Here is a 25,757-nt window from a genome sequence, read left to right as displayed (position 1 = left end):
GTATTAAGCCGGTTTCTTCTTGATGACTAGTTTTCTTTCGATTTCAAAAATCTTTTCAGGAAGTTTTTCTTTGCCGAGTTTCTTCTTATCATTTTCTTTGATGAATAAATCTGCGCCGTATTTCTCGAAAGCGGCAGCGGCTTTAATGTTCTTTAGACCAATGAATTGAAGATGAACTTCTCCTGCCGGTAAACCGTATTTATCCCCAACATCTTCTACGGAAAGAATACGAGTAATAGCTGTTACAGTATCTCCGCTGATAGATGGTTGAGTGTGGTATCCTTCTGTGTAACCTAAATCCCAAAGCATGTTCTCGGAAATATCACGAGACGCCATACCGACGAGCCATGCAAATACAAGTCCACCGTATACTATCGGTTCGCCGCTCATTGCCCCCGTTAAACCTTTTGAGTAAAGTTGATCGTAGTGCAGAGGATGCGTGTTACCCACACGATATGTCCATGAATAATGCTCATCTGTGATCGTGCGACCATTTGCGTGAATATAAATTTGACCTGCTTTGAAAGAATCAAAATAAGTAGATTCCCATGTAGTTTCTCTAAAGTCTTTTGGAAACATAAGAGATGGTAGTTTCAAGACAGGCTTATCTGCTTCGGGAAAAAAGCTAGCAGGGTTACCCGGTTTAGAATCGCCTTTTGGTTTTCCATTTGAATGGTTAATCATGATTTTGCGCTCATACTGTAATACAACATCATTGGACTGGTTAAAGCACATTGTGCGCACGTGAACGATGCCTGGCTTCTCAGTGCCTTTATCATCTACTTTTAAAACTTTTGTTCGAGCGGATAACGTATCTCCAGGATAGACAGGAGCTAAAAACTGAACGTTGTAGTAGCCTAGATTTGCCATTGCTTTTTCGGAATCGTTTTGCACACCGATGGAAAGAGCTAAATTGAAAACCATAAGAGGACTTACTAAAAGATCTTTAAATCCATGTGCTTGTGCATAAGGACGTGAGAGATAAAGCGGATTAGCCTCCATGAAGGAAGTCGCAAATTCTTGTGCGAAAGAAAAATCAATAGTAAACGCTCTCGGATGAACGAAGACTTCTCCATCTTTAAATTCTTCTAAATATCGACCGTAGGTTTTTTTTATTACAGTGCTGGTATCCACAGCCGTTGCCGGTGCAATTTCTTTGAAAGGTGTTAATTCAATTTGCTTCATAATGTATTCCTCTTTTTATGATTGTGAATTCTTTTTTCCATGATTGGGGCGATATCGCTCGGAGTAATTTGACTTCACATTATATACAGAATTTTACTGTATCCTTTTAGAGAAAGAATTTTTTTAATACAAGTCTAACTCGTGTAAATTCTCCCGCCTGCGATTCTTTGATTAATGCGCCACCGATGACAGCCATCATCGTGCTATGTAAAATAAGACCCTGTCCTGCTCCGATGTGAGATTTTGTTGAATTCTGTAAGCCTTTTCCATTGTCTTCCATGCAAAGTTCTAGGATAGAGTTTTCATAGAGAAGAGAAATTTTCACTTCTAGTTTTCGGTCCGGGTGAATTGCATAGCGTAAAATATTTCGAAGTAATTCTCTCACTGCATAATAAACAACTTCTAAAGCAATCGGTTCAAGGGCTTGGAGTTTTTCTTCGGCTTCTTTTTGAATGAAATAGAAAACTGAATCAACGGGTAATTCCGATTTGACCAAACTTTTAATTTCTAGAATAAAATTTTGATAGGTTAAATCTCCTGGATGAAAGGGAAGAATTTTTAATAGATTAGAAATTTTCTTGTGCAGACCGGAAAGTGAATTCAGTAAATCCATTCGCACTGGTTCTTCCTGCATCGAGTCAATCCCAATCATGATGGTGTGTATTTCTGGTAAAATATCATCGTGCAATACTCGGCGTGTTTGGTGATCTAATAGTTTACTATCCATTAGCTGCTTCTTTTGAAGATTTACCAGCAACCTGGAAATTTCGGTTACAGAAAGTAAATCTAGAATTTTTCCAGAACCGATACGGGCAATGTCAATTTCCTCTTCCGAGTAAAGCGTATAATCCTTCTTAACCCCTAGAAATAGAACACCCACTAGTCCATTTGAATCTAAGATTGTAAGTGCAAGAACGTATCCATCGGATGAATCTCGATTTAGATAGAAAAGATTTTTTCCATTCAGAGAAATTTTAGTAAACGATAGAAGTTCGTCTTTGAAGTTTGAATTATCGTCTGGATAAAAAAGAGGTTTAGGGATATAAGACGCGTAAGCCCCCATTGGGACAAGACAGGCTCTGGTAGTGGCAAGAGTATCGTCACACAAAAGTCGGAAGGTATTTTCTAGATGAGAGTCCATTTTGTCACTCGACTGTGTGATGGATTCGTATAGATTTTCGTTGAATAGAAAGGGCTTTAGCACTTTACGATTTTCTATTTCGCGAGTTCTCGAAACTATTTGGATTTTTACAAAGAAGAGTAAGCCTAATACAGAAAGTAAAATTTGCTTTGAGTCAGTGGTATATCCTATTAAGCCGCTGATTGACGAAATAAGACTGTATGCGACTACGAAAAATAAAATATATTTCCAATAGTCCTTTAGAGATTTCATAGCAAGATAACGACCTGTAAAGACTTGATAAGAAATAACAGCTTTTCCGACAATGAGTATGGTTGCTAGTATTGCAAGGCAGGCAAGGCAATCGAGTGTCAAAAGCAAAAGGGGAAATGGTTGACTCGCAAAACTTTGCACTTCTCGATCCAAAGTCTCTCTTCCAAAAAAAGCAGTTACACCTACTAAAACGGAAAGCGCGACCAATAAGAGGGATGCGTGTAGGATGGTGCGATAGGCGGAAGATTTTGCGATTTCTTCTAGATTATTTTGACTCGTTTTAATTTTAAGAAGATAAATGATTGAATTGGTAGTGCAAAAGAAAATGTAAAAGGAAAAAGAGAAAAATACGATGTCTGGAATTAGGAAAATAATGTCGGATACTTTTGAGTTGGCGCTTTCTGGAATAAAAAGAAAAACTAAAGAGGATGAAAAAAGAAAGAATAAAAATTCACTGAGAATAAATAGTTTTCGAAGACTAATTCGATTCCAAATTAGAGTATCTTCATAAAAACGAAATACAATAGAAGACCAGGCAAATGGGAGTAGGCTGAGAATAAAGAAGGATGGATAGATGATGCGAGAGGAAAAAGAAAGAATAAATGACATTCCTTTGCCAAGGATGAGAAGATGACCTATAAAAAAAAGAGAGGCAGTAAAAAAGCTGATGCTTGCAAACACTGCTTGTCGATCTTTCTTTTCGGAATAGACGAAGATAACACAGCCTAGATAAAAGGAAATCAAATAGATAAAATTGGAAAGAAATAAAGAAAGGCTATTAGCGACTATCCCCATTTTATTTCTTCTCCCTTTTCATTAATGTAAGTTATGATTCCTTTTTCTGACCAGAGTAGAAGTTTATTTTCGTGAACAATCAGGCTTGCGCGAGTGCGGGCGACTTTTTCGTCCGTTGCGTTATCCGCTAATCCCCAAACAGTATATATTTGTCCATTTATGCGGCTAATTGTTCTTTTGTCCTTTATGCCCATTTTTGCGGCGATCTGTTCATTGCTCAAACCAAGGGAAATGAATTTAGCGACTTCTCTTTCGTTTGGCTCTAGAAGAGCCATGGGAGAATTTTCATCCGTATATCGCACTTCTTGCACGCGGGATTCTATTTCTGGATCAATAAAACTCCTACCTGAATAGGCATCGCGTAGAAGTGGAACAATCATAGAGGGTAATAGATAATTTGATTTTTTTACATACGCATAATGACTGAGTATTCCCGATCGGCGAAAATCTCGAAAGTAAGTATCATCATCTTGAATAGAATAAAATACAACTGGCTTACGAGGAAATTCTTTTCGAATGGAAATGGTTGACTCAATTCCATTAGGACCGATTATTTGCACATCGAATAAGAGAACATCAACATCAGACTTGCGGCAAAACTCGATAGCCGCTTCTCCATTATCGCAATCAAACAAAACAGAAACTTTTTTTGTATCCTCTAAGCCTTGTTTGAGCGCTTTGCGCAACTTAAGATTGTCTTCGATTATAATTATTTTTAAAGTGTCCATGGGCGTTTTAAAGACTGGATGAATCAAGTCTTTACAGGGTATTAAGGATTCTTTTCCTTTATTAGTCAAGCACTTGAGTGCAAATCTAGAAGCACATGGAGGGTAGATATAAAAAAAGAATGTGTTAGAATGAATGCATTATGAGACAAATACTAACTATTACATTAACCCTTTTGGCGATTTTCTTTTTTTCACCGTTTATAATTTTGATTGCGCTGTGCGTTTTCTTAGAAGACAGAGGTCCTATACTTTTCCTCCAGGAAAGAATCGGACTTAGAGAAATTCCTTTTCTGATTTATAAATTCCGAACGATGAGAGACGGAAAAGTAACTAGAGTCGGAAGAATTCTGAGAAGAACAGGCTTGGACGAGCTTGCACAACTTTTTAATATACTACTCGGTGATATGAACATTGTAGGACCGAGGCCACTGACGAAATTTGATATTGATAGGCTTGGATGGAATCAGTATAAGTTTGTAAAGAGATTTAGCGTTAAACCCGGATTAACCGGACTGGGACAAGTCTATGGAGGAAAAGGGGCTAGGATTTCAAAATGCTTTGAGTATTCTTATTTAAAATTACAGAGCTTCGAGATGGATATGAGGATAATCATGATTACCTTTATTGTAAATCTTTTCGGAAAAGAGAGAGTTCGAAAATTATTATGGGAAAAATTAAAAGAGAGAAGAAGAAATCCTAATTGGAATAAATGGCTTAAGCATTTTAAAAGAAACGCACTTTCTCCAATACGAGAGAGTATAGAGCCTGTTTCAAATCTTTCAGAGGAGAAGATAATCGCTTTTCACCGCTCACTAGCAATCTTTCAACTGGGAGAATCGGGAGAAGGTAGAATTGCAAAGCAAATTGAGGATGTTCATATTTTTGGAGTAAATGATACATACAGAGACTGTCTCAAACTTTTCGTGAAAGAGGAAGGTAGGCATGGAAGAGTATTAGCACTCATGGTTCGAAGCTTAGGTGGTAAAATTCTTTCGCATAATTGGACAGAAAGCTTATTTAGTTTTGGAAGAAGGCTACTCGGTATTAGACTCAAACTTTTAGTTCTACTTGCCGCTGAAGCAGTAGGTGTAACGTTCTATAAAATTCTGATTCGAGAACTACCACTCTCAGGAATGCGCGCAGCCTTGATTGAAATTACACGCGATGAAGAATTTCATCTACGATTTCACCAAGAGTTTTTCAAAGTAAGGATTGAAACTTATTTGCATAAAAAAATCTTTCAATTCTTCTGGAGGATAGTAACCCTGCTTGCATTTATCGTTGTAGTTTTGGATCATTGGAAATCTCTCAAGACTTTTGAAGTATCTTTCACTAAAACTTACGAAGACTTTTTCAAAATTGTTCGTGGGGTGGAAGACGAAATTTGCAAATCAGAAAAGGAAAAGGTAGTTCATTTTGGAAATCCAATTTTGAATATGAGATAAAATTAGATTAGCCGCATATGCAAATGGATTGTATTCATTTTTCTTGGACTAAATATGTGCAAGTGCGTAATTATTCCAAGAAAAATTGTTCGTTTTATGAAAATTCTTTTCGGAATTATGAGTGTAGAAAAATAAGGAATCATGAAAGTATTCTACACTCCCACATTTTACAATGAATGTAAAAATTTGAATGAAGAGCAGCATAATTCCTCGCTTCTTATTCCCAAGGACTTGATAGATTTTTGGAATGAAAGAACCGGGGATGATGAAGATAGTCGTCGAGATTATCTTCATTTGCTGTTAAAGAAATATCGGTTTTTAGTTTACACTGGTATTCTAGAAAAAAGCGAAACGCTTATGACTAAATACCAGGAAAAAGATCAGCGTCTTCGGAAAGTGGCTATTCGTCCTTATCCGGAAGACTGGGCAGAGTTGAAACAATTGAAAGCTTTTTTTAACAAAAGCATTTGTTTTATCGTGACCTTTTTAGTAATGCTTGATTCTCTTGGTGTTGCAGAATCTATCCCTGAACATTTAAGTAGTTTCGGAGTTCCTATGCAAACGCAATTTCGTCTATACACAAGAGCCATTTTATCAAGGAAAAATGTGTTTTACGAGTGGCAAATGCAATATCGAAGAGACAAGTATCACAAAAAAGTTTAGCAATTCCCGAAAGTCCAGCAAGTAAAATAAAACCTTTTAAAAAGAAAGGCGGAGCTATACAATCATTATCCTCTCTTTAAATGGAAATATTATTTTCCTTTCCCGAAAATTCGGCAACGAGAATCGTTATATCATCGGTAAATTGACTTTGCGAATTTCCTGTGAATGTTAACACTGAATCATAAATTTTATTGCACAAAACAGAGGATGATTCTGAATGATAATTGAGGCTAATATCTATTAGCTTTTTCTCTCCGAACATTTCTTGATTTCTATCTCTCGCTTCTGTTACACCGTCAGTGTATAATATTATTTTGTCTCCCGGTTTTAGCTCTGTGACTACTTCTTCTGAATTTGTTTTGAAAGCTTCACAAATGATTCTTCCTTTAGAATTAATCAACTCATGCTCACCGCTTTTGCCCAATCTGAGCATTGGTAAGTGTCCCGCATTCGCAGAAGTCATAATCCCATCTTGGAGATTGATATGGCAATAGACTGCCGATAAAAAATAGCCGCTTAGTTTTCCTTGAAGGGAACGATGAATTTTTTTTAGTGATTCCGCCGGACTCAATTTCATCTCATAGCAATCTTGCAGAGACATCTTTACCATCGTTGCAAGAAATGCGGCTGGCACACCATGACCTGATACATCACAGATAAACAAGCGTAAATCGTTATCGTTTTTATAATCGAAGTCGATAAAATCTCCGCCGACACCCATCATTGGCTGATAGCGGAAACTCAGAGTAGCCCCATTGATTCGTGGAACATCTTCCGGTAGTAAAGACATTTGAATCTTTTTTGCAATCATAATTTGCTTTTCTAATTCTTGCGATTGCTCCTGAATTGTATGAGTTCTTTCTTCTACTTTCCTTTCCAGACTTTCATTGAAGTTAGAAATTTCAACTATCAGATTGTATTGAACTTCGGAAGCGATTTTCAAATTATTTACCATCACATTGAAACTCTTTGCAAGGTTTCCGAATTCATCTTTCTTGTCGATATTATCTATCATGATTAAATTTCCCGAAGCAAGATTATCAACAGCCGCGGAAAGAATTTCTAATGGACGTGTAAAATAGCGTGCGAGAATAAAAGCCGCAATTGCAGTCACGCAAAAAGTAAACAAGGATAAAGAAAGTGCAACAATGATCATGCTCTTTCGAAATTGATCAATCTCTTGTGTATTTGCTTCGATCACAATGATTCCTGTTGCTTCACCCTTCTCGTCAAATATCTTTGCATAAACCTGAATTAGATCTCCCTCGTTTTTAGACTCAATATTAGAGTCAATACTTTCCTTAGATTCATTTCGGATAATTTCTATTAGCCGTTTTATTTGATCTGACTCTGCAATGAATAATTTTCCCGAATTCATCATTGTATAATCGCTTGCTTTTCTTACATCGAGCGCATAATATAAGGTATTCTCTTTTTTGTTATAATTTAGCGTATAGATGGACTGAACGCTGCTTTCATTCACGTAGATTTTCTGGATTACGCTGGCGTAGTATTGAGTGTTTGGATTATCCATATCTTTATTGGATAAAATTGATGCATGTTCTTCTCCAGATATCACAGAGGATACAAATTTTGCTATCGATATTTTGTGACGTTTAAAATCCTCTTGAAACATACCGTAAGCAAGTTGATGCATAAATATTCCTAGCAGAAAAGATATTGCAATATCCAGTCCTAGAAATCCTATTATCAATTTTTTACGTAGAGTAAATACCATTTTACTTTACCAGTTTACGAAACTTGGTTTTATAAATCAAATGTATAACCGATTCATTGTCAATTACCAAGAGAATATTTTCAACTTTAGAGTGTGTCTTAGAAGATATCTTTGTTTGAATAAAAGTCAACCTCCAAGAGCCTCAAATATCCTTTTCAGACAGGCTCTTATAGATTGACTAAATCAGTGAACCAATTTGATTTATTGCCCGCGTTATCTTGAACTCTAACTTGTATGAGAATAGGATTTTTTATCGCCTTTAGACTTTTCGCAATTTCTAGCTTTATAAAATTTCGGTCTCTATCAAATACATATGGATAAGGACTTCCTTCTAACAAAACCTCAATGCGATTACTCACTCCGGCACCTTTGTCTGTCGCATAATAAAATCTCTCTATCATAGCTGAGTCTTGTATTTCAGGCAAATTATAATGCCTATAGATCAAATATGGATAACTAATCGTAGGCGGAGATTTATCACGCATAACGGAAATTATCCCCAATCGTCCAAAACTGAAAGAAATTGAGTTTCCATTTTTTTTTCCTGCTATAGGTGCCCATCGATTCAAAACGCTATCATATAGATACAATGCTTCATCCTTCTCAGTGAAGCCTCCTGTAAATACTCCTTCAGCCCCACCTTTCCAAGAAAAATTGTATGCAGTGATTTGGTAAGCATTTCCAGATTGAATTAGATTTGGAAGCAATACTTCTTCTGGTAATTTTTCTAATTTTGCAATCTTGACTATTCCATCCCCTAAAATATTTGTCTTAGAAAAGTTTAGAGTAAGTTTCTCATCTTCGGAACTAAACTTCGTTGTCGGTGGAGGCTTTACATAGCTCTCATTTTTCACTGTTAAGAAATTAAACTTTAAACTAGATTCATTCCCAGAGGCATCAAACAGGGATACCTCGACTAACATCTGTTTGCCTTCTTCCACAGAATTCAAGTCAATCGAATAGGAATTTTTATCGTCGTAAAGATTGTAAACATAAAATGCAGGGGATAATGAGGATTTGTTCATATCGTATAAGCTGTCTTTATCGGACGCTTCTTTGTAAGTCATTCGTTTAAAATTTCTTTCGAAAACGACTAATTCATTTATCTTGAGTCTAACTGCATACACGTTGTTTTGATTTTTAGAGCTTATTCGATCAAAGCCTACAACTTTAAATTTTACTTTTCCACTAAGTTTTACTTCTTCTGAATTTGTAAATGAATATGACGATTTGCTTATTCCGATCGTAGTAAAATTTTTACTGTATCCATTGTCTGAATCAATAAATATAGACTGAATTACGGGTGGATTTTTGTCTTCTTGCTTGTAATTGAGGAAACTGAGAGGATTAAAATATTCCTTTCCATCAAATAATTCAAGGTGTAAATGAGAAATTCCTGATCCTGTTTCTCCTGATCGTGCGATTCTATCTTTCGATTTTACTTTGAAATATTCTGGTTTTAATTTTACTTGAAAGCCTTCTGGTTTTCCCAATAGTAAAAGCGCAGTTTTTAATTCTTCTAATCCGCTCACATCTCCATGCAAGTCGTTTAGATGCGCATACTTCGCGTATATCTTGAGTGATGGCGAAAATAAATTTATACTCAACCCGTAACCATTGTTTGCATAGCTCATCGAAGCAATATTCCCATCGTAAACGGATAATACTGAGAAACCGTTAATGCCATACGTCTTATAATCGCATCCCATGTGAAGGTGGGAATTTCTAAATTCAGCAAATGTTCCTGAAATCGGAAGTCTAACCTGCATCGGCCAATAAACGGAATCAATTTTTTCCGGCTCGATCGCAGACAATTGCATCACAAAAAGGAACCAGAAACACAAAACTATCTTCTTCATAAAGAAATAAAGATTTACAATACACTTGCTGTCAATTTTATTTCCTTTATGCGATTTTTCCAATTGGATAACCTTAAACTTTTTTTCATATCCTCTTATTTTACTCTCTCTTTTTTTTCTTGTGCTTATTTTACGAAAGAGCCTGGTCGCCCCCCAAAGGTAAATGGCGTATTAATCAATGACAATCTTCGCAGAGTTTATATTCACAATTTCCAAAACGATTCCTACGGAGCTGCAGTTCATACAACCCTCACTCAACTTGTAAAAGCAGAAATTGATAGACGGGGAAGATTCATTCAAACTCGCGAAAAGTCCTCCGCCGCCTTTCGTTTTTATGGAAGCGTTGTGCATTATCAAAGAATTGGAAATATTATGGATGCCTTTGGACAGCAAATGAGCTCTGAAATTTCTTTAGTGGTTCGATTAGAAATTCAAGAGGCATCCACTGGTGACAAGATTCCACTGGAAAGAGATGAAATTTTAATTCGTGCCTATTACTCTGATCAATTGGGCAATCGAGAATCAGAAGAGCAGGCACAGGCAAGAATGCTCCGGAATCTCGCCTATCGCATTTCGGAAGAAAGTGAAAATGCTTGGTATTATTTTGTAAAAGAAAAACATTATCCCAATGTAAACCTAGAAAAAAAGTAGATAGAATTTTTACACAGTTTTAAAAACATGTAGGTAAGCTATGAAAAAAATTAAACTTTCCCGCGGCAAAACAGCTTTGATAGATGATGATGACTTTGAACGAGTCAGTCAATACAATTGGTATATCAACGAAAATGCAGAGAAGACAAAACTCTATGCTATGCGCTCAAAACTAAAAAGCGAAGAAGGCACCGTAAAAGGCACAAAGGTGTATATGCATCGTTTCATTTTGCAGGTAGTTGAAAAGTCAGCAGTCATCCAGCACAAGAATGGAAATACTCTGGACAATCGAAAAGAAAATTTAGCAATCAAGAAAAGAGCCATTAGTAAGAAAAAATAAAATAGTCCTTTTTCTATTTTGCGTCTACTCGTTATTATTCGGAAGTCATTTTACAATTAGATCAATCAATGTCGGAAACTGTGAGGCTTTCTTTGATAGTATATAATTTTCATGAATAGACCAGAGAAAAACTAACGGAGCATCGTTATTGATTGATTGAATGATTCCTACTGGGCTTTCTACTTCATCGGGGTTAATTCGAATTTTGCGTATATACTCATCTACTTCTTTATTTGCATAAAAGGAACGATTGCCCCCATTTCCAAAACTATCGCTCGCCAAAATCGGATCAATGAAATTATAAATCGAATCATAATCTATATACCATGTAAGCAGTGTTAGATCGCCTTTCTTTTCTCCATTTTCTTTGTAGAGTTTCGTCTTCTCCATTGGCAAAATGGAAACCTTTAATCCTAACTCTTTCAAATACTGTGCTAATACTGCTCCCTTCGCCTTATTCTCGTCATCCGCTCTCATTCTTAGTTCTAATACTTCGTTTGTTATTTTGGGAAAGCATTTTGATTCTGAAAGATTTTTCTTAGCCAATTCTACATCGTAAGGATAATAAAATCTCTCTTTTGTAAATTGCGCCAAATATTCATTTGTCACAGAAGCATTGATTTCACTTGCAGAGGATTCAAATATTTTTTCTATGATTAGCGCTCGATTCACACTTAAGTTTAATGCTTTTCTAAAAGGCAAATCAAAACAGGGATTGCTGTGGTTAATTGCTATATACTGCACTGATTTCCCTTTTACAATTCTTTTCTCATTTTCTCTGACTGCTGGATGAGCCATTAAAAAATAGGGAATCTTCATCACATCCAGACTTCCTTTTTCAAAGAGATAGATTGCACTCGATGGTTGGTTTAATACCTGTAATACCAAGCTAGAAGGAAATTCTTTTTGTCTGTTTTCCGAAACTTGATTTAATGCAAGGTCAATGGTTTCGTTCTTATTCCATTTCTTCAAGAAATACAGTCCACTGCTTTTGAAGTTTCCATTTGCTTTATGCTCATTTTCTTCATAAATAGACGCAGGGGATAATGCGAGTAATTCCAAATACTTCTTGCTATTTGAATCGAGTTCCATTTCTAATTCAGAATCGGATACAATATGAATTGATTTTATAAATCCATACCTAGACTTACGAGGTCCCTTTTCTGTTTTCAATCTGTTTAAGGAGTAGGTAACATCTTTAGTTGTTAAGCTTGCGCCGTTCTTGGTTTGCACTTTCTCTAGATTAACTCTTAGCAAATTTCCTTGGAAAGAAAACTCTTTTACCAATTCTCCTTCCACATTGCCTTCTCTATCAAATCGAAATAGCTTACTGAATAATAAAGAATTAATCTTTTGCGATGTCAAATCTACAGAGTAAATCGGATCTAAAGTGGTTGGATCGGATGCGATGCCTACGCGAAGTAAATTAGTATTATCCACACTCTCTTTGCGATTGCAGAATAGAAGAAATACTAAAAGCAGTAAAAAAAGAATTCTTAGTTTCAAAGATAAAAACCAAAACCTAATAGAGTAATTCTTTCCTGCAATGGATTATATTGATTATCCTTTACATAGAATAAAACCGATTGAATTTCTTCTTCCAGAAAGCCATAATAGTCATCTACATTATAGCGAACTCCAATCCTTCCGAAAAAACGCATTGCATAACAATTCACAAAGCAAGAACCAATTCCAGAACCAGCACTCAGGTATAAATCAACCTTATCTGCAGGAAAAAAATGATACTTCAATGCAAAGTCAAATGTATTAATTCCAAGATAAATTGGCTGCGAATTTTTTATGAAAGCTTCTGTCATATAGATATTGATAATTGGATTTGTATTTCCAAAAAATGCTGCCGGTAAAAAAACATTTATATTCCGAGAAGAATCTGCTTGGAATGAATAGCTTGCGGAAGAAATTCCAAATTGTAATCCGATAGAATCATTCTTTTGTCGATTTTCAATGTAGAAGCGGTTAACGGAAGAGCGAGAATCAGAGTGAATCGTATTGGAAGAAATTTCGTCATTAAATAAATAAAGAGCAGTGAGCGAGTTTGTATTCAGATTTCCCGACAAGGATGACGCATAACCCTGAGAAGCCTGTGAAGCGCTAAATATGGATAATGCGACAAATTCTGAAAGAGAAGTAGCTGGATCATACCTATCATTTAAAACATTTAAACTTCCTATCCCGCCTCCTAAAATAAATTGAGCGGAATATTTTTTTGAATCATCCTCATTCGAAGTTTTTGGAATCAATGGAGTATCATTCACTTCATCATTTACAGTTCGTCTTGGAGTCGTTGGTTTTTCTTCTTGCGAATGAATTGAAAAATGAAGAACTAAGAAAAGAAAGAAAATTTTTATTATCATACTACTAAGACTGCCTGCGCTTTGGATTTGGTAAGTTTATTAGATTCCAATGTAGGCTTGAAATAATTCAATTCTAAAATGAATAGTGCTTCCATTTCGAACTTTTCTCATTTCTCTTTCGTAGTCTTCTCTTGTTTTCATGATTTCATTCTTTGTTCTATTGATAACAGATTTTCGCTCAGGGCGCGGATCCCATTTTTCTTGTGCTTCTTGTCGATTCAGTTTCTCTTGCAACTGACGTATTGCTTTTTGACTCGTAACTTCAATTTTAAATTCTTCTTTCTTGAAAATGGAAAGAGTATTTTTTATTAGTTCTTCTTTTCTTGATTCAACTGTTTCTAATAATTTAGTATAGCATTTTATAAAGCTGGATTCAATTCTTACTCTGTCACTTGACTTATCACTATTTGCCAGTGAAAATCCATCTTGAATTTGAGGAGGAATACAATTTAATTCAGACACCATATCTATTGCGGAGTCATATTCCAAATAGAAAATTTCTGTCCTTTTTAAACTAAATTGGAATTCAACTAAGAATACGAAAAATATTTTAGATTCATACCCAGGTATAGAAAAATTAGATTTCGAAAATCCACTCTTTGATTCTAAGAAATACTGAATTGATTTTTCAACGAGTGGATGACCGAATGCTAGAAACTCTAATGAATCGTTTTGTAATGCATCTTCTGAGTTAAATGTGCCGGTCTTAATTTCTTTTCCTGTTTGAATTTCATACATTCTTTCCTTTTCGGGATGAACAGTAATCTGTGATCCGCATTCTTCAGGGAAATGTTTAGAAAAAGAAATTACAAATTCTTCTAAGTGGCTATTGTTGTATTGCCGCTCACTCAAAGTATGATTGTAGTAATCCTGTAAATTGAAGTCAATGAGTTTGGGTGTCACGAGCGCATTTAGCTTGTTAAACCCTTGCTCCGCTACTTTAATACGAAGATCCATTTCGGTTTCGATTTCTTCTTTTGTTTTACAGCCTGTAATGAATTTCATAAAGCCAGAATTAAAATCGAGTTCATCTTCAATCGTTCCAAGAAGTGCATCGGATGCGCCTATCGACTCTTCAAATAGCTTGATTTTATTGGTTAAAACTTCAAGAATTCTTTCTGCTACTGTGTCTTTACTTGCGAAGTTAAAAATATAAACATCTTTCTTTTGTCCGAAGCGGTGAATACGACCTATCCGCTGCTCTATCTTGAGAGGACTCCACGGCAAATCATAATTAAACAATACATTTGAAAATTGTAGATTGCGTCCTTCTCCACCTGCTTCTGTGCAGATTAGAATTTCGTAATCTTCTTTGAATTTTTGGATTGCTTCTTCTTTGGCGTCAGCCGAAAGAGATCCGTGAAACAACATGACTTTGAAATCATCTAGTATGCTAAATAAATAATCCTGCGTGCTTCTAAACTGAGTGAAGATGATAAATTTCTTAGTGCCTTCTTTTCTTAAGCGCGTTATTGTTTCTTTTAGTTTCAGAGATTTTCTATCTTCTTTGATTGATTTTCCTAATAGGATTAATCGATTGAGTGATAAAAGCTCGCGTCTAACGTTCTGCAATTCTATATGAGCAGAGTCATCTAAACCAGAAATAAAATCTTCTACACCCTCTGTTTCGTCTAAATCCCATTCATCTAAGTCGGGTGCTTTTAGTTGGAACTTTTGCATTCTAGATTCAATTAAAAATTTTCTACGCGTCAGTGCGGATAATAGCGCGATATGCGATGAATCCAAAAGTTTTTGGAATACAATCATCACAAAACCAACGGCTCTGTTCTTTGTGTTCATCGCCAGGTTATATTCTCGGCGCACATACTCAGTAGTTTCCTCATAGAACTGACGCTCTTGCTCAGAAAGATCAATCTTGACTGTCTTTGCAAAACGCTTTGTAAATCCACCGATTTCTACTTTACGTCGTCTTAGTAATACTTTGGCAATTTTTTCTTTTAGGTCTGATTTATTTCCAACCACATAATCATTGATAAATGTATGATACGGACCTAGAATATTTGGATCTACCAAATGCATTAAGTAAAACAGCTCTTCCAATTTCCCACGAAAAGGGGTCGCTGTTAAAAGAAGAAGGCATTCGCATTTTTTAGAAATCTTTTCTGCAAATAGATACGCGCGGGTAATCTTGGAATAATCCCTTCTGAGTCTATGGGCTTCATCAAAAATAACAATGTCCCATTTCTTCTTGAGAATATCTTCCGCATAACGTGGATTTTTTATGAAGTCAACAGATGTAATTATATGATTGAAGTTTTGCCAGTTATTTTCGTTATCAGAAATAAAGTTTTTACGTTTAATAATGGTAAAGTCTTCGTTGAACTTGTTCTTTAATTCTTGTTTCCATTGCACGAGTAGGGGAGAAGGGGTAACAATCAATACGCGCTTGTAGGCATTTCGAAAGATTAATTCCTTCATGATGAGAGCAGCTTCGATTGTTTTACCCAATCCAACTTCGTCTGCTAAAATAAATCGCGGCTTAAGACTATTTACCACAATATATGTAGATTCAATCTGATGGGGAAGGAGTCTAGTTCTGGAATTGGAAAGAGAGGAAAGCTTGTCGAATGCATGAGTGAGTTTTAACTCCATCGCTTTCAAGGAAAGATACATTTCGAAAGGACGAGTTTCTTTTTCAGAAAGAGATCTTAAGTTAGAGGCAATGTATTGAATATCCGGGTCGTTGTGCTCTATTTCTAATTCACGATTGACGGAAGGGAAAAATAATGTTAGCCTCTCTTCGCTCAAGCCTCGAATTTGTCCGAAGCCTAATCCAGGGCGTGACTTTAGATAGATTACTTCGCCTTTTATTTCGTCAGGGCGTGTCTTCTCAAAGTCTAATGTAAACTGAATTAGGGATTCCATTATACGGCTCTTGTCTCGCCCCAGAGGTATTTATGAAGTTGAATAGATAATTTTGCGCCAGGAATATTTTCTGATTTTAACCAATCCGCTAAGACGACTGGCTTTAAATCATGATAGACGGAGGAAAAAATTAGATTTTGATTCAGTCCAAACTCTTGGATCACGGAAAGGCTTTTGTCAAAATCGACTCGATCGCGGACTACAAATTTTACTTCATCGAGTGGGTTGTTGCGCTCTTTGATAAAATGGAAGTTTTCGCGGTTCATCTGTGACTCCATACCAGATCCCGGTAATTTGTAATCTATTGAAAATACCATGTGCTTCAAATCTTGAATGTTTTCCTTACCATTTGTCTCAACTCGCGTAAAAGCAAATGTATAATTATGTCTCTTTAAATAAACCATTTTTGTTAATTCAGAGCAAAAAAATTTCTTTTCCCCTTCTAATGGCTCGCCGCCTGTCAAAAGAACCTGCGTTGGCGTGGAGGAGAAGGATTCTATCTTGGTTAATACCTCGTCAAGGCTCATTTCTGTTCCGGCTTTGTCCGAAAGCGCATAGCCAGTATCACACCAGAGTTTACGGGTTCCATCTATGCCACAGCGTAGGCTACAGCCAGCTAGGCGAACGAAAACAGTAGGAATTCCTTGCGATACGCCCTCACCGGAAAGGGAATAGAAAATCTCATTTACGATTGCCTTCATAAGACTTATGTCGTAAAAAAAACCATTCCTCCTAAGAACTTTCCGCCTTTCCAGAAAATGTTTGTAAAAATGGATTGCCACAGAGGCACTGAGACACAGAGAAATTGCAAGAGAGCTGGTTTCACGGAAATGGTATGTTTTCCGATTTCAGACTTGCGGCTATTAGATTCTAGACATCCACCCTCTTTATGAAAACAAACATGAATATAAAAAGACCAATCCCATCTCCTCTGTGTCTTTGTGCCTCTGTGGCAAAATATTCTTCTGTTTACTGGCCCATTTTATTCCGGTAGTCTTGTGGCATCGTAGCATTCTCTAATGCTTACGACACAAGCGTTATAGGCATCTATTCCTGAAGTAAAGTCAGAGGCAAATGGTTTGTATTTTCTTTCGCACATTGCCAGTGCACCCGGATGCACATCATCGTAGGTAACGTTTTGCTTTGTCATGTGAGGAAATGTCGTATTACACGTAGCTGATTTTTTTGTTTGATTGTTCTTGCGGATAATGTCCATTATCTCGTTGTTCTTGCCGGCTTCCTTGGAAACATTCAATTCTGATTTTAATAAAACTTTCTTTTTGTCAGCAGCAACAACTTTGTAAGGAAGTTTTTTAAATGTAAAATAATCTAGTTCTAATTCTTGCATTGGGATAAATACTTTGTCATTTTTAAAAACATATTCCTTCGAAGGATTGCGATCTAACAAAACAAAAGAAACATCTTTTGTCGAAAGGACTTTTATTTTTGTAGATTGGTTTGTTAAAATTTCATTTCGAATTCTTTCTTGCGGCTCAGACATCAATCTAAATGGCATTGTAGTTAGCTCTGCTATTGCAACAGTGGACGCAATCACAATGATTGCAGCGCATAATTCTATAGATCCACCACATCCCCCACCATAACCATTCTTTGGCTCTGTAAATCGAAAGTCTTTATTCTTTTGGTATTTTTCTTTGATAGAATTGATCGACTTTTCTTCTTTCACTCGATAGGCATCTAATAATAAATAAAGTCCATCTTTATTCAGATTGCTCGTGAGAATGTAAACGTCTCTTTCTTCTTTTACATTTTTTGTCTCTAGCGTTTCGGATTCCAGAACTGTTTCATCTTTTGTAAAAACAGTAAAACAATTGGCAAGGGAAAATAGGATTAGGTAGATAAATATTCTCATGCGAATAATTGTATTTAGTCACAGTAGTAGACTGTAAAGGAAATTTTAACAGAATCAATAATTTTTAATTTTTGACTGAGATAAAAAAAATTGATACAGTAGATTCATGATCGTATTTGACTTCGGTTCTGAAAAAAAACAATCTACTTACTCCGATTATTTAAAAACTCCGGAAGGAGGAAAGTTTCAATTAATAGGAGGAGAGATTATTGAAATGACTTCACCATCTTTATACCACTAAGAAATATTACTCAATCTAGCAACTGAGTTTAGATTTTATTTTGCTCGAAATAAAGTTGGAAAGGCTTTCGTAGCTCCGCTTGATGTCTATCTTTCGGAAACAGAAACCTATCAACCTGATATTCTAATTCTATTAACCGAAAGTTTTTCTAAGATGCAAGAAAACAAAATTGAAGGAGCTCCCGATTTAATTGTAGAAGTTCTCTCTCCCTCTACCGCCTACTATGATTTAAAACACAAGAAAACCATCTATGAAAAACATGGAGTCAGAGAATACTGGGTAGTAGACCCAATCGACAAAACAGTCGAAATCTACCAAAACCAAAATGCAAAATTTCATCTCATCGCTGAACTCACTAAAACCGACACCGCCAAATCGCAATTAATCGCAGGAATGGAAGTAGATTTACAAAACATTTTTTAAAAAAGTATAAATGAAATTTCCAAGTCCAAATTAGATAGCCCTTGGTTTGGTTTATCTTAACAAACAGTATTTTTTCTAGAGTTAAATAAAAAAGGTTTACAATTTAAAAACATTTCTTAGAATTAATTACCTAGAAATGAAGAACCTACCAATTATCAATAAATTATATTTATTCCTATTTATGCTCTTGCTGAGTGTAAATTTCCTTACAGCACAGGATACCGTGCTCGAACTAAAAGATAATCAAAGTGGATTTTACATTGGAAAAAATCTATTTTATTACGAAGACAAAACGGGTAAATTAGAAATTGAAGATATAATAAATCCTGAGTTTCAGAATAATTTTATAAAGTCGGAAGTAGAAGCTTTGGGTTTTGGTTTTAAAACTTCCGTCTATTGGTTGAAATTTACTGTAAAGAATACTTCCGATAAGCCGCTATCCTGGATTTTAGAATTAGCATATCCTATGATTGACCAAATCAAACTCTACTCTCCCAAAACAGAAGGCGGTTTTGACATTAGAATGGAAGGTGATGAAAAGCCATTCCGTGAAAGAAAGATTCTATATCGCAATTTTCTTTTTGAAATGAATGAGGCTCCCAACATAGAGGCTAAAGAATATTATCTCCGCATTCAATCGACTAGCTCTATGAATTTTCCACTCATTGTTTGGTTTCCTCAAAACCTGACTGAGAAGATCAACCAGGAACAAACTTTGCTAGGTATGAGCTATGGAATTATTTTCATCATGATATTTTACAATCTATTCATATTAATTTCCACGAGAGATTTAAGTTATTTGTATTATATTCTTTTTGTTTTGTTCTATGGAAGTTTTTTAATTACACTCAATGGAGTAGCGTTTGAATATCTCTGGCCTAATTGGGTCTGGTGGGCTAATAATTGTTTGCCTTTCTTCATTTGCACTGCTTCCTTATTTGGTTTGCTATTTGGAAAAAGCTTTTTAAATACAACTCATTTTGCTCTAAGATTCACAAAGTGGATGAACATTCTAATGGGCATTGCCGGAATTGGAATGATTGTTTCTCTATTTTTCAAATACTCCGTTGGAATTAAAATAGCAGCTGGTCTTGCGGGGATAACAGTGATTTCTCTTTTAATCGCAGGAATTATTTGTTTGATAAAAGGATATCGACCAGCTCGGTTTTATTTAATAGCTTGGTTTGCTCTAATATTAGGTATCACAGCTTATGTTCTAAAAACGTTTGGAATTATCCCAACAAATTTCTTTACACACTGGGGAGTTCAAATTGGCGCTGTGATGGAAATGTTTTTACTTTCCCTCGGACTTGCGGATAAAATAAATGCACTGAAAGCCGAAAAAGAAAAAGCACAACGGGAATTAAATATTGCCTATGGAAGATTTGTTCCTCATGAATTTTTAAATTTCTTAGACAAAAAAAGTATTTTAGATGTCAATCTAGGAGATCAGATTCTAAAACAAATGAGTGTTTTATTTTGCGACATACGCTCGTTTACCAGTCTCTCCGAGCAAATGACTCCAGAAGAAAATTTTAACTTTATCAATGCTTACCTCGGTCGAGTAGTTCCTGTATTTAGAAAAAATCATGGAATAGTAGATAAATTCATAGGTGACGGGATAATGGCATTATTCCCCCACAAGCCAGACGATGCAGTAAAAGCGGCGCTTGAATTTTTAGAAATTTTAAAAGAATATAATATTCAAAGACAGAGTTTTAACCTAATCCCCATCAAAGTAGGAATTGGCATTCATACAGGACAATTGATGTTAGGCACAATCGGTCACGAAGAATTTATGCAGGGCTCGGTTATTTCTGATTCCGTCAACTTAGCTTCTAGAATCGAAAGTCTAACCAAAAAAGTAGGAGCGTCTTTGTTAATCAGTAAAGATGTTTTAGATGGACTCGAAAATCCAAATCAATACTCCATGCGTTATATTGGAAATATAAAAGTGAAAGGCAAAAGCAAATATACCGCTGTCTACGAAATCTTCGACGGAGAGGATTCTGAATCGAAGGATTTAAAAATGAAAACTAGAGAAGAATTCGCAAAAGGTGTTGAATATTTTTATGACAAAGAATACAATCTCGCAAGACAATCCTTTGAATCAGTCTTTGCCGTATTCCCTCATGATAGAGCAACCAATACCTATCTTGCCAGACTAAAGGAAAAAGCATACAACTAAAGTATAGGCTTCTATGACTGCAAATTGGATTTCAAAAATTGAAACATTTAACAAATGAAATACTTTGTATTACAAAGTATTCTCGGAGTGTGTTATGACCAAAATAGTTACTATGAGAATTGACGAAAATCTATTGAAGCAATTCAATAATTTTGCAAAGCTAGAAAATCGTTCGCTGTCTAACTTTATTGAAACAGCTACTAAAAAATATATAAATGAAATGGAGCTGACTGATGACTTCGAAACAAATGAAATTCTAGACAACAAATCCCTTTTGAAAAAACTAGCGAACGGACGAAAGGACGCCAAATCTAAACAGAAGAGATTTTTCACTTTCTAAGTTCAACAATCTACAAAGATCGAACAAAGCCCCAGAACAAAATCAAAAATCCACCCAACTCACCTAGGATAAGTAGAGCCATTGACATATGAATTAGGAAGGATGGTATAATCCAATTTCCCAGACGATAAGGTTTTGCAAATTGGTTTTCTGTGTCTTTTAATAAGGCATGTAGAAAATAAGTTACCTGCGCGAAGGAAAAAAATACGATAGCCGCTAGAGCAGAATAAAAATTAATTTCCTCCGATAGTGTGCTTAACTCTACAAATTTTGCAAGTAAGATACAAGCAAAACTATATAATAAGGAAGCCCTGTGCAGTATACTAACATACTCGGGTGCTATAGCATCTTTTGATTTTACAATGCCTCTATATTTCCAAATTCCACAAAGTAGTCCAACTATAAAGAAGACTCCCGCGGATAAATAACATAATCTTAATGCGTCCATATTTTCCTCCGTATTGAATAGGATTCATTTCCCATCAAATTATTTAATTTTAAAATTGCCTCGTTTGAATCAAGGTTAACTATTTTAGATCGGGAATACCGAGCTGTTTTAATTGCTCCGGAAATTTCAAGCATGGAATACGGATTTAATCTGGAATATAAATAAACAAGGATAGCAGCAAAAGAATGTGACCATGCACTGTATCTATACAAAAATTTATTTCCTAGAACATATCCAAGAATATCTGCGATAATCATAATCAAAATATAAATCAAGAGGGTAATCGAGAATATCCTGATTTTTTCGGGAAGCAATTGAATTGCTAATGCTCCTTCTCCGGATTGCCTGAAAGCGATAAATTTTGTTCGAATTGGTAACTGTAAAGAAAGCCCCGCCGCCCATACCAAACAAAAGAGCCCTCCAAAACCCAAAACGGAAAAATCGGAAATGGATAAATCCAGCAATTTTAGTTTCTCCTATTCTAATTCCACATGTTAAATATTTTTGAAAACTGAATGTCAATTCTAAAAATGGATTGTTTTTGTTTTCTAAAGAGAAGAATTAAAATGAATGGGGGGAATTTAGTAAATAATAACGATTGACATCAGTAACGCTGTAAGATACTATAACAATGTGATTAAGAGTTTTAACTCTACAGAAACAGAAAAGATATGGAAAGGGGAATTCTCAAAGAAAATACCAACGGAAATCCAAAGACAGATTAGAAAAAAACTCAGAATGATTAATAACGCAAGCGTGTTAGAAGACCTAAGAGTTCCACCCGGGAACAAGCTTGAACCTCTTAAGGGTGACAGGAAAGGTCAATACAGTATACGAGTGAATGATCAATGGAGAATTTGTTTTGGTTGGATAAGCGAGAATGCCACCAATGTGGAAGTTGTAGATTATCATTAAGACAGGTTGATAATATGAAAAGAATACCAAATATACATCCAGGCGAAATTTTAGAAGAAGAATTCTTGATACCGCTAGAAATTACAGCTTATCGTCTGGCGAAAGAAACAGGAATACCGCAAACCCGTATTAGCCAAATCATAAAGGCTAATAGAAGTATAACCGCAGATACAGCGATACGACTTTCAAAATTCTTTGGAACTTCTCCACAGTTTTGGCTCGGTTTACAAAATGATTATGATTTAGAAGAAGAGTCAAAAAAGAAATCGAAAGATTTTAATTCTATTCCTAATTACAAAGAAGCTTTAGCAGTATAAAATAAAAACTTCAGTCCGAGAGCATATCCTGCAAAAAAATTGCTATGTATGGGGCGATAGAAGAAAAGTATAGATTGGAAAGCTCCAAATAGAAGTTTCCTGATGGGGATTTGACAAGACCCGTATTATTCTTGTTCATATTGGAATGAATTATTTGCAAACCTTAGAGTCCGTTAAAAAATTATTTAATATTTCAGAATTTCGATCTTACCAGGAAGATATCATTCATCGAATTCTAGCTGAACAACATTGCTTTGTCATTATGCCTACTGGAATGGGCAAGTCCCTCTGTTATCAGATTCCAGCTCTTCTTTTTGAGGGGCTAACAATTGTTATCTCACCACTCATAGCACTTATGTATGACCAAGTGAACGCTCTCAAAAAAATCACACCCGACGTAACTTTTATAAATTCTTCGTTAAGCAAAGAAGAAAGACTCTATCGACTCGAAGAATTGAAAAATGGAAAATATAAAATTCTATACATCACACCGGAAAGATTTAGAAGTAAGTTTTTTTTAGAGGCAATCAAAAATCAAAAAGTTTCTCTACTTGCAGTCGATGAAGCCCATTGCATAAGTCAATGGGGACATGATTTTAGACCTGACTATTCTCGAATTGGAGAGATCCGATCCATCTTAGGAAATCCTACTACGATTGCACTCACAGCAACAGCAACTAAAGCTGTGCAAGAGGATATCATTGCCCAACTTGGATTTGATGCGAGCGAAATAAAACTTTTCCATTCAGGAATTGCTCGCCCCAATCTCTATCTTCATGTAGAGACAAATATCGATGAGCCCATGAAATGGAAATCCATTTTAGAATTGATTCAATCAGATAAAGAATTGAATCAGGGAAAAAGTTCTTCCACTTTAATCTATTTTAATCTAATTGATAAATTAAAAAAATTTTCAGACTATTTATTTTCCAATCGAATCGAGCATTCTGTCTACCACGGAAGATTAAATGCCAACGAACGAAATCGGATTCAAAGGAATTTTCTAGATAACAAAACTCAAATACTTCTAGCGACTAACGCTTTTGGAATGGGAGTTGATAAACCGGATATACGAAAAATTATTCACGCAGAACTTCCCATATTTATCGAATCCTATTATCAGGAAATTGGTAGAGCAGGAAGAGATGGACTCGATTCACATTGTTATCTATATTATGTGGAGGATGACCTCGCAGTTCTTATGGATTTTATTGAATGGCAAAATCCAGATTCCAAATTTATAAAAAAAGTGTATGAAACTTTTCGTCATGCGGGAGATACTCTTGCTTCTTTGGATTACCAAGAAATCCAAGCAAAAGTTGTTTTTAAGAATCGAGGAGATCATCGATTGCAAACGGTTTTGAATTTATTAGATCGATACGGAGTCACTTCTGGTGATGTTGAAAATCATAATTTAAAATTAATTGGTAGTCTCCCGCAAGAATTAATTTCAGATCCAAATTTGGAAGAAAAGAAAATGAATTCTAAAAAAAGACTCTACGAAATGCTAATGTATACAAAATCAAAAAAATGCCGTCGGGATTTCTTATACAATTATTTCGGCGAAGATATAGCCTACTGTGGCAATTGCGATTATTGCAAGTTAAATGTGTAATTTGGGAGTAGCGCGTCGAGGATAATATCTGCTAGACCAATTGCATAAACTTTCATATGTCTGTTACTTATTCGCCTTACGCAAAGGAGTAAAACTATGAAGCAATTTAATGAATTAAGAATATTAGATAAATTTAATAAAGTAATAGAATCAATAGCCCGCGGCAACGAACCCACCGTTAGGTGTGACCCCACCTTCAGCGCTGTGACTTATATTCGTTTTTCGTTTGTTTTTTTACATATTCTTATCAAATCCTTATCGTAATCAAATCGAGCTCAAACCGAAGGTTAATCGAAGGCGCAGAAACGTTTCTGCGCCTTCACGATTAATGGAGATTCCCGCCGAGAACGCCCAAATATGTCCCCAATCCCTCACTTCACACCCGAAAATAAAGAATAGACTGAATACCTGAATTTTGAAATATGTAGAATCAGTATTATACACGGAGTTCTAATTATGAGTGAAACTACGAGCACACTTTCCAAGGACATTGTTGGAAAGAAAATGGACCGTTTTGATTTTGTTGTCGAGAGTGGAAAAATTAAAGAGTTTTGCATTGCTATTGGCGAAACAAATCCAATCTACTTTGACTTGGAAGCTGCAAAGAAAGCGGGTTACGACGATATACCTGCACCACCTACCTTTCAAACATCTATTCAGTTTTGGGGATACCCGAAAATCTGGGAAGACATGACTTCTTTTGGAATCGACATCAAGCGTCTTCTTCATTTAAAAGAAGAGTATACTTACCTGAAACCGCTCTACCCTGGAAATGTTTGGGCACAATCCGAAGTTGTAGATGTTAAAACAGGAAAGATGGACATGGTTACATTTAGAACCACTTACCACAACGCAAAGAACGAGCCTTGCATCCAAGCAGAAATGGCAATCGTCATTCGCCCTAACTAAGGAGTAATTATTTATGAAAATCGAATTTGATAAAATAGAAGTTGGTAATGAAATTCCTTCTCTCACCCTGCCTGCAATCACTCACGCGAATCTAGTGCGTTATGCGGGAGCGAGTGGAGATTTTAATCCTATTCACAATGACAAAGAATTTGCAATCGCAAATGGTTTAGATGGAACGATCGCACATGGTATGTTTGTGATGGCTCTTATTGGGCGTGCATGCACAAATTGGGCAGACCAAAAACAAATTAAATTCTTCGGGATAAAATTTAAGTCCATGACCAAGCTAGGTTCTGTTCTTACCTGCAAAGGAACCGTTAAAAGAAAGAAAGAAGAGAATGGCGAGAAGCTAATCACTGTTAGCGTCGAAGCAATTGATCAAAACGGAGAAGTAAAAGCCGGTGGCGATTTAATCGTTGCTTGTGCTTAA

At 35.7% G+C, this 25,757-nt stretch carries 24 protein-coding genes; 12 read left to right on the top strand and 12 right to left on the bottom strand.

The annotated features are described in order from the left end of the window. Positions 1-3: 3 nt before the first annotated feature. From IPH52_00800 to IPH52_00790, 3 genes are all read right to left on the bottom strand, one after another. Positions 4-1,185: a MaoC family dehydratase N-terminal domain-containing protein gene (locus tag IPH52_00800; protein ID MBK7053579.1), complete on the bottom strand. Its 1,182-nt coding sequence runs from the start codon at positions 1,183-1,185 to the stop codon at positions 4-6. 106 nt (positions 1,186-1,291) lie between these two features. Then, complete coding sequence (locus IPH52_00795) at positions 1,292-3,373, bottom strand: hypothetical protein (protein MBK7053578.1); 2,082 nt, start codon at positions 3,371-3,373, stop codon at positions 1,292-1,294. Then, positions 3,364-4,101 (bottom strand): response regulator transcription factor, encoded by a 738-nt coding sequence (locus tag IPH52_00790; GenBank protein ID MBK7053577.1) that lies wholly within the window; start codon positions 4,099-4,101, stop codon positions 3,364-3,366. Before IPH52_00790 ends, IPH52_00795 begins: the two co-directional genes overlap by 10 nt. A gap of 140 nt (positions 4,102-4,241) precedes the next feature. Here IPH52_00790 and IPH52_00785 point away from each other — a divergent pair, with 140 nt between their 5' ends. Together IPH52_00785 and IPH52_00780 are read left to right on the top strand one after the other, a co-directional pair. Beyond that, positions 4,242-5,546 (top strand): sugar transferase, encoded by a 1,305-nt coding sequence (locus tag IPH52_00785; GenBank protein MBK7053576.1) that lies wholly within the window; start codon positions 4,242-4,244, stop codon positions 5,544-5,546. Between the two features lie 141 nt (positions 5,547-5,687). Further along, a complete protein-coding gene (locus IPH52_00780) occupies positions 5,688-6,209 on the top strand; it encodes a DUF1564 family protein (protein ID MBK7053575.1) in 522 nt (173 codons plus the stop codon). Positions 6,210-6,285: 76 nt separating this feature from the next. On the opposite strand, the gene IPH52_00775 is transcribed toward IPH52_00780, so the two are convergent. Then, positions 6,286-7,866, bottom strand: coding sequence for a SpoIIE family protein phosphatase (locus tag IPH52_00775; protein ID MBK7053574.1), 1,581 nt, complete (start codon positions 7,864-7,866; stop codon positions 6,286-6,288). A gap of 248 nt (positions 7,867-8,114) precedes the next feature. Further along, entirely contained in the window at positions 8,115-9,806 is a 1,692-nt protein-coding gene (locus IPH52_00770) for a hypothetical protein (protein ID MBK7053573.1), read from the bottom strand. Positions 9,807-9,854: 48 nt separating this feature from the next. Here IPH52_00770 and IPH52_00765 point away from each other — a divergent pair, with 48 nt between their 5' ends. Together IPH52_00765 and IPH52_00760 are read left to right on the top strand one after the other, a co-directional pair. Further along, positions 9,855-10,457: a hypothetical protein gene (locus IPH52_00765; GenBank protein ID MBK7053572.1), complete on the top strand. Its 603-nt coding sequence runs from the start codon at positions 9,855-9,857 to the stop codon at positions 10,455-10,457. A 40-nt stretch (positions 10,458-10,497) separates the two neighbouring features. Then, positions 10,498-10,797, top strand: a complete 300-nt coding sequence (locus tag IPH52_00760; GenBank protein MBK7053571.1) for a hypothetical protein — start codon at positions 10,498-10,500, stop codon at positions 10,795-10,797. Positions 10,798-10,842: 45 nt separating this feature from the next. Here the strand turns inward: IPH52_00760 and IPH52_00755 are convergent, their stop codons facing one another. From IPH52_00755 to IPH52_00735, 5 genes are all read right to left on the bottom strand, one after another. Next, on the bottom strand, positions 10,843-12,303 hold the full coding sequence (locus tag IPH52_00755; protein ID MBK7053570.1) for an ABC transporter substrate-binding protein: 1,461 nt from the start codon (positions 12,301-12,303) through the stop codon (positions 10,843-10,845). Further along, entirely contained in the window at positions 12,300-13,172 is an 873-nt protein-coding gene (locus IPH52_00750) for a hypothetical protein (GenBank protein ID MBK7053569.1), read from the bottom strand. Before IPH52_00750 ends, IPH52_00755 begins: the two co-directional genes overlap by 4 nt. 39 nt (positions 13,173-13,211) lie before the next feature. Continuing rightward, a complete protein-coding gene (locus IPH52_00745; protein MBK7053568.1) occupies positions 13,212-16,058 on the bottom strand; it encodes a DEAD/DEAH box helicase family protein in 2,847 nt (948 codons plus the stop codon). Continuing rightward, a complete protein-coding gene (locus IPH52_00740) occupies positions 16,058-16,768 on the bottom strand; it encodes a 4Fe-4S cluster-binding domain-containing protein (GenBank protein MBK7053567.1) in 711 nt (236 codons plus the stop codon). The genes IPH52_00745 and IPH52_00740 overlap by 1 nt, the downstream gene beginning before the upstream one ends. A 272-nt stretch (positions 16,769-17,040) precedes the next feature. Then, the gene (locus IPH52_00735; GenBank protein ID MBK7053566.1) at positions 17,041-17,931 is read right to left on the bottom strand and encodes a hypothetical protein; all 891 of its coding nucleotides are present in this window, start codon (positions 17,929-17,931) and stop codon (positions 17,041-17,043) included. A 244-nt stretch (positions 17,932-18,175) separates the two neighbouring features. Here IPH52_00735 and IPH52_00730 point away from each other — a divergent pair, with 244 nt between their 5' ends. The 3 genes from IPH52_00730 (at position 18,176) to IPH52_00720 (ending at position 21,123) form a co-directional block, all read left to right on the top strand. Then, positions 18,176-18,595, top strand: a complete 420-nt coding sequence (locus IPH52_00730; protein MBK7053565.1) for a Uma2 family endonuclease — start codon at positions 18,176-18,178, stop codon at positions 18,593-18,595. 136 nt (positions 18,596-18,731) lie between these two features. Then, entirely contained in the window at positions 18,732-20,783 is a 2,052-nt protein-coding gene (locus tag IPH52_00725; protein ID MBK7053564.1) for a guanylate cyclase, read from the top strand. A gap of 94 nt (positions 20,784-20,877) precedes the next feature. Continuing rightward, entirely contained in the window at positions 20,878-21,123 is a 246-nt protein-coding gene (locus IPH52_00720; protein ID MBK7053563.1) for a CopG family transcriptional regulator, read from the top strand. Between the two features lie 10 nt (positions 21,124-21,133). Here the strand turns inward: IPH52_00720 and IPH52_00715 are convergent, their stop codons facing one another. Together IPH52_00715 and IPH52_00710 are read right to left on the bottom strand one after the other, a co-directional pair. Continuing rightward, complete coding sequence (locus IPH52_00715) at positions 21,134-21,571, bottom strand: hypothetical protein (GenBank protein ID MBK7053562.1); 438 nt, start codon at positions 21,569-21,571, stop codon at positions 21,134-21,136. After that, the gene (locus tag IPH52_00710; GenBank protein ID MBK7053561.1) at positions 21,559-22,035 is read right to left on the bottom strand and encodes a hypothetical protein; all 477 of its coding nucleotides are present in this window, start codon (positions 22,033-22,035) and stop codon (positions 21,559-21,561) included. Before IPH52_00710 ends, IPH52_00715 begins: the two co-directional genes overlap by 13 nt. Before the next feature lie 169 nt (positions 22,036-22,204). Here IPH52_00710 and IPH52_00705 point away from each other — a divergent pair, with 169 nt between their 5' ends. The 5 genes from IPH52_00705 (at position 22,205) to IPH52_00685 (ending at position 25,757) form a co-directional block, all read left to right on the top strand. Next, positions 22,205-22,486 carry a type II toxin-antitoxin system RelE/ParE family toxin gene (locus IPH52_00705; protein MBK7053560.1) on the top strand — a complete coding sequence of 94 codons (282 nt, stop codon included), beginning with the start codon at positions 22,205-22,207 and terminating at the stop codon, positions 22,484-22,486. Between the two features lie 14 nt (positions 22,487-22,500). Next, complete coding sequence (locus tag IPH52_00700; GenBank protein ID MBK7053559.1) at positions 22,501-22,803, top strand: HigA family addiction module antidote protein; 303 nt, start codon at positions 22,501-22,503, stop codon at positions 22,801-22,803. Positions 22,804-22,957: 154 nt separating this feature from the next. Next, entirely contained in the window at positions 22,958-24,418 is a 1,461-nt protein-coding gene (locus IPH52_00695) for an ATP-dependent DNA helicase RecQ (GenBank protein MBK7053558.1), read from the top strand. A gap of 456 nt (positions 24,419-24,874) precedes the next feature. Next, positions 24,875-25,327: a MaoC family dehydratase N-terminal domain-containing protein gene (locus IPH52_00690; GenBank protein MBK7053557.1), complete on the top strand. Its 453-nt coding sequence runs from the start codon at positions 24,875-24,877 to the stop codon at positions 25,325-25,327. A gap of 13 nt (positions 25,328-25,340) precedes the next feature. Beyond that, on the top strand, positions 25,341-25,757 hold the full coding sequence (locus IPH52_00685; GenBank protein MBK7053556.1) for a MaoC family dehydratase: 417 nt from the start codon (positions 25,341-25,343) through the stop codon (positions 25,755-25,757).

Source organism: Leptospiraceae bacterium, assembly GCA_016708435.1.
Taxonomy (GTDB): Bacteria; Spirochaetota; Leptospiria; order Leptospirales; family Leptospiraceae; genus UBA2033.
This window is presented reverse-complemented; position numbering and strand designations above follow the sequence as displayed.

What these genes read in the sequence shown, in the direction of transcription:
- IPH52_00775 (MBK7053574.1), bottom strand. Translation starts at nt 7,866, where the DNA reads ATGCATCAACTTGCTTACGGTATGTTTCAAGAGGATTTTAAACGTCAC.
- IPH52_00750 (MBK7053569.1), bottom strand. Translation starts at nt 13,172, where the DNA reads ATGATAATAAAAATTTTCTTTCTTTTCTTAGTTCTTCATTTTTCAATT.
- IPH52_00790 (MBK7053577.1), bottom strand. Translation starts at nt 4,101, where the DNA reads ATGGACACTTTAAAAATAATTATAATCGAAGACAATCTTAAGTTGCGC.
- IPH52_00690 (MBK7053557.1), top strand. Translation starts at nt 24,875, where the DNA reads ATGAGTGAAACTACGAGCACACTTTCCAAGGACATTGTTGGAAAGAAA.
- IPH52_00745 (MBK7053568.1), bottom strand. Translation starts at nt 16,058, where the DNA reads ATGGAATCCCTAATTCAGTTTACATTAGACTTTGAGAAGACACGCCCT.
- IPH52_00785 (MBK7053576.1), top strand. Translation starts at nt 4,242, where the DNA reads ATGAGACAAATACTAACTATTACATTAACCCTTTTGGCGATTTTCTTT.
- IPH52_00685 (MBK7053556.1), top strand. Translation starts at nt 25,341, where the DNA reads ATGAAAATCGAATTTGATAAAATAGAAGTTGGTAATGAAATTCCTTCT.
- IPH52_00780 (MBK7053575.1), top strand. Translation starts at nt 5,688, where the DNA reads ATGAAAGTATTCTACACTCCCACATTTTACAATGAATGTAAAAATTTG.
- IPH52_00700 (MBK7053559.1), top strand. Translation starts at nt 22,501, where the DNA reads ATGAAAAGAATACCAAATATACATCCAGGCGAAATTTTAGAAGAAGAA.
- IPH52_00770 (MBK7053573.1), bottom strand. Translation starts at nt 9,806, where the DNA reads ATGAAGAAGATAGTTTTGTGTTTCTGGTTCCTTTTTGTGATGCAATTG.
- IPH52_00795 (MBK7053578.1), bottom strand. Translation starts at nt 3,373, where the DNA reads ATGGGGATAGTCGCTAATAGCCTTTCTTTATTTCTTTCCAATTTTATC.
- IPH52_00735 (MBK7053566.1), bottom strand. Translation starts at nt 17,931, where the DNA reads ATGAGAATATTTATCTACCTAATCCTATTTTCCCTTGCCAATTGTTTT.
- IPH52_00765 (MBK7053572.1), top strand. Translation starts at nt 9,855, where the DNA reads ATGCGATTTTTCCAATTGGATAACCTTAAACTTTTTTTCATATCCTCT.
- IPH52_00760 (MBK7053571.1), top strand. Translation starts at nt 10,498, where the DNA reads ATGAAAAAAATTAAACTTTCCCGCGGCAAAACAGCTTTGATAGATGAT.
- IPH52_00800 (MBK7053579.1), bottom strand. Translation starts at nt 1,185, where the DNA reads ATGAAGCAAATTGAATTAACACCTTTCAAAGAAATTGCACCGGCAACG.
- IPH52_00720 (MBK7053563.1), top strand. Translation starts at nt 20,878, where the DNA reads ATGACCAAAATAGTTACTATGAGAATTGACGAAAATCTATTGAAGCAA.
- IPH52_00715 (MBK7053562.1), bottom strand. Translation starts at nt 21,571, where the DNA reads ATGGACGCATTAAGATTATGTTATTTATCCGCGGGAGTCTTCTTTATA.
- IPH52_00725 (MBK7053564.1), top strand. Translation starts at nt 18,732, where the DNA reads ATGAAGAACCTACCAATTATCAATAAATTATATTTATTCCTATTTATG.